At 41.1% G+C, this 5,195-nt stretch carries 5 protein-coding genes and 1 pseudogene; all 6 read left to right on the top strand.

All coding sequences use genetic code 11. The annotated features are described in order from the left end of the window. Window positions 1-568, top strand: a pseudogene (locus AC1DVJ_RS29935) (hypothetical protein); the annotation flags it as partial. 90 nt (window positions 569-658) lie between these two features. Beyond that, window positions 659-1,456, top strand: coding sequence for a DUF3388 domain-containing protein (locus tag AC1DVJ_RS29930; RefSeq protein ID WP_477596382.1), 798 nt, complete (start codon window positions 659-661; stop codon window positions 1,454-1,456). Between the two features lie 51 nt (window positions 1,457-1,507). Next, a complete protein-coding gene (locus AC1DVJ_RS29925) occupies window positions 1,508-2,383 on the top strand; it encodes a RodZ domain-containing protein (protein WP_477596380.1) in 876 nt (291 codons plus the stop codon). Between the two features lie 146 nt (window positions 2,384-2,529). After that, a complete protein-coding gene (locus AC1DVJ_RS29920) occupies window positions 2,530-3,021 on the top strand; it encodes a YajQ family cyclic di-GMP-binding protein (protein ID WP_477596378.1) in 492 nt (163 codons plus the stop codon). A 128-nt stretch (window positions 3,022-3,149) separates the two neighbouring features. After that, window positions 3,150-4,478, top strand: a complete 1,329-nt coding sequence (gene rimO, locus AC1DVJ_RS29915) for a 30S ribosomal protein S12 methylthiotransferase RimO (RefSeq protein WP_477596376.1) — start codon at window positions 3,150-3,152, stop codon at window positions 4,476-4,478. After that, on the top strand, window positions 4,475-5,059 hold the full coding sequence (gene pgsA, locus AC1DVJ_RS29910) for a CDP-diacylglycerol--glycerol-3-phosphate 3-phosphatidyltransferase (RefSeq protein WP_056625118.1): 585 nt from the start codon (window positions 4,475-4,477) through the stop codon (window positions 5,057-5,059). The genes rimO and pgsA overlap by 4 nt, the downstream gene beginning before the upstream one ends. Window positions 5,060-5,195: the final 136 nt, after the last annotated feature.

Here is a 5,195-nt window from a genome sequence, read left to right as displayed (position 1 = left end):
CATATATGTTGTTGGAAATGAACTGTTCACTTCTGCTAATGAAACGATGTCATTAGGACTTTCTTCGAGCAAATGGACTTTTTTACAAAGTCAGCCATTTGTTGAGGGCAGCGCAGTTACTGTGAATGACCAGGCATCCATGCTGCAATTGGACACACAACAGATGGAAATAACGAAAAATAAAGCGATTCAGGATCTCGTATTTCAAAATGTGGCCATAGAATGGGTGACGCAAAGTGAACGTCCAATTCCATCCACCTGGGCGCCTTCAGAAGAAGCGGATCACATTGTTTTATTAAATAACCCACAATGGTTTCAGCAGCTAACATTTCAAATAAATCAACATCACGCATCATGGGTTGTTTTTTACAGCCCAGTGACTGCAGATCAGATTCAGAAAGTGAAATCTCTTGGAGTGTCAGTAATGGACTTTTCAAGTGCGTTAACCGCTGATCTCAATTGGACACAGATTTTTGATAATCGGCTTGTGATGATGAAAACGCATGCTTGGCAAAAAGGTATTCAAAATTACAATTCTCAAGAGCTAAAGGAACTAAAAATGAAATAATGTCAGGCATCTTAGGTTTTCGAGGAGGATAATGGCGGATTTTGTAGAAATTAATTAAATGGACGTGAACAGATTAGTTCATTTACAGATATGCGTGACAGAGATGATGATGAGGTGGAAGAATTGGACGTTAAAGAATGGTATATGGAATACAAAATTCACAAGAACCGTCCTGGTTTATTAGGTGATATAGCTTCTTTGATGGGGATGCTGGATATTAACATTGTGACGATTAATGGGGTTGAAGATCGCACACGCGGTATGCTTTTACAAACAAATGATGAAGAAAAAATTGATTTAATGGGTAAAATGTTGAGAAAAGTAGATAATATTACTATTACTGCTTTGAGACCCCCAAAATTAGTTGATATTCTGGCTGTTCGTCACGGCAGATATATTGAACGCGATTCCGACGATCGCAAAACATTTCGTTTTACGCGAGACGAGCTAGGCTTGTTAGTTGATTTTCTTGGTGAAATCTTCAAGCGTGAAGGTAACCAGGTTGTTGGGCTTCGCGGTATGCCGCGTGTTGGTAAAACAGAGTCGATCATCGCCGGTAGCGTCTGCGCGAATAAACGTTGGACCTTCGTTTCCTCAACACTATTGAGACAAACCGTTCGCAGCCAACTTTCTGAGGATGAAATGGCCCCAAACAATGTGTATATCATTGACGGAATCGTTTCTACGATTCGTTCCAATGAGAAGCATTACAGCCTTTTACAAGATATTATGGGTCTGCCTTCAACGAAGGTTATCGAGCATCCAGACATTTTTATTCGTGAATCGGAATACACCTATAATCACTTTGATTATATCATTGAGCTTCGGAACAGTCCTGATGAAGAAATTAACTATGATTCATTTACGTATACGTCCGAACCTTTTTAACATTTCAAACGTCAATAACAGGATTCATAATTCCTTCGGGGAGGTGACCATATGTCTGACTTAGGCTATATTTTGCGCAAAACACGACAGGAAAAAAAGATATCGTTGGATGATCTTCAGGAAGTTACCAAGATACGCAAGCGCTATCTAGAGGCCATTGAAGAAGGAAACTACAAGGTGTTGCCTGGGAGTTTCTATGTGAGGGCTTTTATTAAAAGCTATGCGGAAGCATTGGGGCTTGATCCGAATGAAGTTCTCAATATGTATCAGTCGACGCTTCCTGCCCCAACGATTGAGAAGCCTGTTGTCGAAGCGATTCGCAAGAATAGATCAAGTGTTCGCAATACAGAAAAGATGAGCCGCTGGGCTTCCAGCCTTATGTTTGTCTGTTTTATTTTGCTTATATTTGGGATCGTATATTACTATACATATAAGAATTATAAAGGAACGCCCGCGGATGAGAAGCCAACGCAAACGCAATCACCGCGGATTACGGATTCCACGAATCCATCGCCGAGCACGTCTGTCAATGCTACGGGGGATGGTAAAGCTACAGTTCTTTCAACACCAACTCCAACACCAGCGCCGACACCAACGCCGCCAGCGGTTCAGGTTAAATTCAGTTCTAATGAAAAAGGTGTAGATAACTACATCATTACGGGAACTGCAAATCTAAATATTCAATTCAAGATAACGGGATCTTGTTGGATTGCTGTTAATGCACTAACTCCTGAGGGTGAGAAGGGAGCTTTGCTAAGACAGAAGTTGTATAATGTCGGTGATACGGATACTTTTGATTTAGCGAGCTCGGCTTACTTAAATGTTGGCGCAGCTAGTGCATTGCAGCTCATGGTCAATGGCACACTCGTACCAGTTGGAGATACTCCGAATCCGAAGCGAGTACAACTCAATTTGCAGAAAAGCTAGCATTTTGGCAATTCCTGCGCTTTCCCGGGTAATGAAAATAGCTTGATAGGAAATATTCGAAGCCTTATGGCGGTAGGATATTTCTTTTTTTATGTGTTCTTGCTATAATGCTAATGTAATTTGATGGAAGGGATGTTGGGATGTAGATGAGTACAGAGAGTTCGTTTGATATTGTATCCAAAGTGGATATGCAAGAACTAAATAATGCCATTCAACAAGCGGAGAAAGAGATTTTAACCCGTTTTGATTTTAAAGGAAGCAAAAGCAGCATTAAATTGGATAAAGATCAGCTTGTTGTCACTTCGGATGATGAGTTTAAGCTGCAGAACGTCCTAGATATCATGCATGCAAAAATGACGAAGCGCGGAATTTCGATTAAGAATCTCGAATATTCCAAAATAGAGCCAGCTGCTGGCTCCACAGTAAGACAGAAAATTAGCATGAAGCAAGGCGTCGATCAAGACAATTCCAAGAAAATTAATATATTGATTCGTGATTCAAAGCTGAAGGTGAAAACGCAAATTCAAGGGGATCAAATTCGTGTAACCGGCAAGAGTCGCGATGATTTACAAGCCGTCATTACTCTACTTCGGAAAGCAGATATTCCTTTGGACTTGCAGTTTGTTAATATGAAATAAACTGGAAAATTAAGTTACAATACGGGAAACCCCCTGAATGCAGGGGGTTTTTACATTTTGACACCCCATTGGGCTTGTATTATACTGGTAGGGAGTGTTTTTTAGGACTATTGGAGGTTGTTTCTTTCATGACAGAAAAGGTTAAAGTAGTTACTCTCGGATGTGAGAAGAATTTAGTTGATTCCGAGATTATGTCAGGCTTAATTCATGGCCGTGGTTTTCAACTTGTTGATAACAAGGAAGATGCCACAGTCATTATCGTGAACACTTGCGGGTTCATTGATGCTGCTAAAGAGGAATCCGTAAATACAATTTTGGATATGGCAGAGCTGAAGCAAACAGCGAATCTTAAGGCGCTTATCGTTTCAGGCTGTTTAACGCAACGATACAAAAAGCAATTGATGGAAGAAATGCCTGAGATTGATGGCATTGTCGGTACGGGTGATTTTGATAAAATTAATCACATTGTTGATGAAGCACTTAGAGGGAAGAAACCGGTTCTAGTAGGGAATCCGGTATTTAACTATGACGCGGACCTACCTCGGTTGATGACAACTCCTCGTTATACGGCGTATGTGAAAATTGCCGAAGGCTGCGATAACGCTTGTACATTCTGCAGTATTCCCATTATGCGTGGTGCCTTCAAAAGCAGAAGCATGGAATCGGTTGTTGCAGAAGTGGCGAACCTTGCCTCACAAGGCGTTAAAGAAATCAGCTTAATCGCCCAGGATTCCACAAACTACGGTACGGATATCTATGATAGCTTCATGCTTCCTACTTTGTTGAACAAGGTAAGTGAAGTTGAAGGTATCGAATGGGTGCGTCTACATTATGCATACCCTGGTTTCTTCAGTGATGAACTGATTGAAGTGATGGCAACGAATCCTAAAGTGTGCAAATACATTGATATGCCTTTACAGCATAGTGAAGATTCCATTCTTAAACGTATGCGTAGACCAGGCCGCCAAAAGGATACACGCGAGCTCGTTCGTAAAATTCGCGAATCCATTCCGGATGTTGCCCTGCGTACGTCTCTTATTGTGGGTTTCCCAGGTGAAACCGAACAAGATTTTGAGAACTTGAAACAATTCGTGCGGGATGTTCAATTCGATCGTCTTGGTGTATTTGCTTACTCCAAGGAAGATGATACGCCAGCAGCAAGACTGCCGGATCAAGTGCCGGATGATGTCAAAGAATACCGTGCAAATGCGATTATGGAAATTCAGCGTGAGATCTCAAATATCCGCGGCGGTCGCCGTATTGGCCAAGAAATTGATGTTCTTATTGAAAGATACGATGGCAGAAGCGATGTTTATATCGGCCGTTCCCAATTCGATGCACCAGAAATTGATGGTGAGGTATTCGTATCGAATGCGAAATTGAACATTGGAGAGCTTGCCAAAGTTCGTATTACCCACTCCTATGAGTTTGACTTATCCGGGGAGGTAATTGCATGAACTTAGCTAATCGCATCACCGTAGCGAGAATTTTATTAGTACCCATCATCATGTTTTTTCTGTTGATTAAGGTAAAATTTCCTCAAATACGGATAGAGGAGTTTAGCATAACGTATAATCAAATTATTGCTGCTTTAATTTTTATTATTGCTGCGAGTACAGATAGCTTAGATGGTTACATTGCTAGGAAACGTAATCTTGTCACGAATTTGGGCAAGTTACTGGATCCTTTGGCAGACAAGCTGCTTGTTACCGCTGTACTTGTTTCGTTAGTAGAAATGGATAAAGTTGATGCTTGGATCGTTATTGTCATTATTAGCAGAGAGTGGGCAGTTACTGGACTTCGTCAAATTGCTCTCTTAGAGGGTACTGTTATGGCGGCCAGCAAATGGGGTAAGGCGAAGACGGCGGCTCAGATTACAGCCATCATTGCACTGCTAATTAATAATTTTCCATTTACGTTTCTAGATTTTCCCTTTGATGTTATAGCTAGTTGGGCAGCAGCAATTATTACCGTTTATTCAGGTGTGGAATATTTCGTGAAAAATAAGCATGTCATAGATTTTTCGGAAAAATCATAATAGGTTCAACATACCTCTAAACGCGGTCGATCTTCATTGAACGATCTCGTTAGAGGTTTTCTCATTTTAAGGAGGGTTCAGTAGATGAAAGCTGAAATCATCGCGGTAGGCACAGAATTGCTACTTGGTCAAATTG

The organism is Paenibacillus sp. P4_A9 (genome assembly GCF_056402415.1).
Note: the sequence above shows the minus strand (reverse complement) of the source record. Positions and strands in the feature narration are given on the sequence as shown.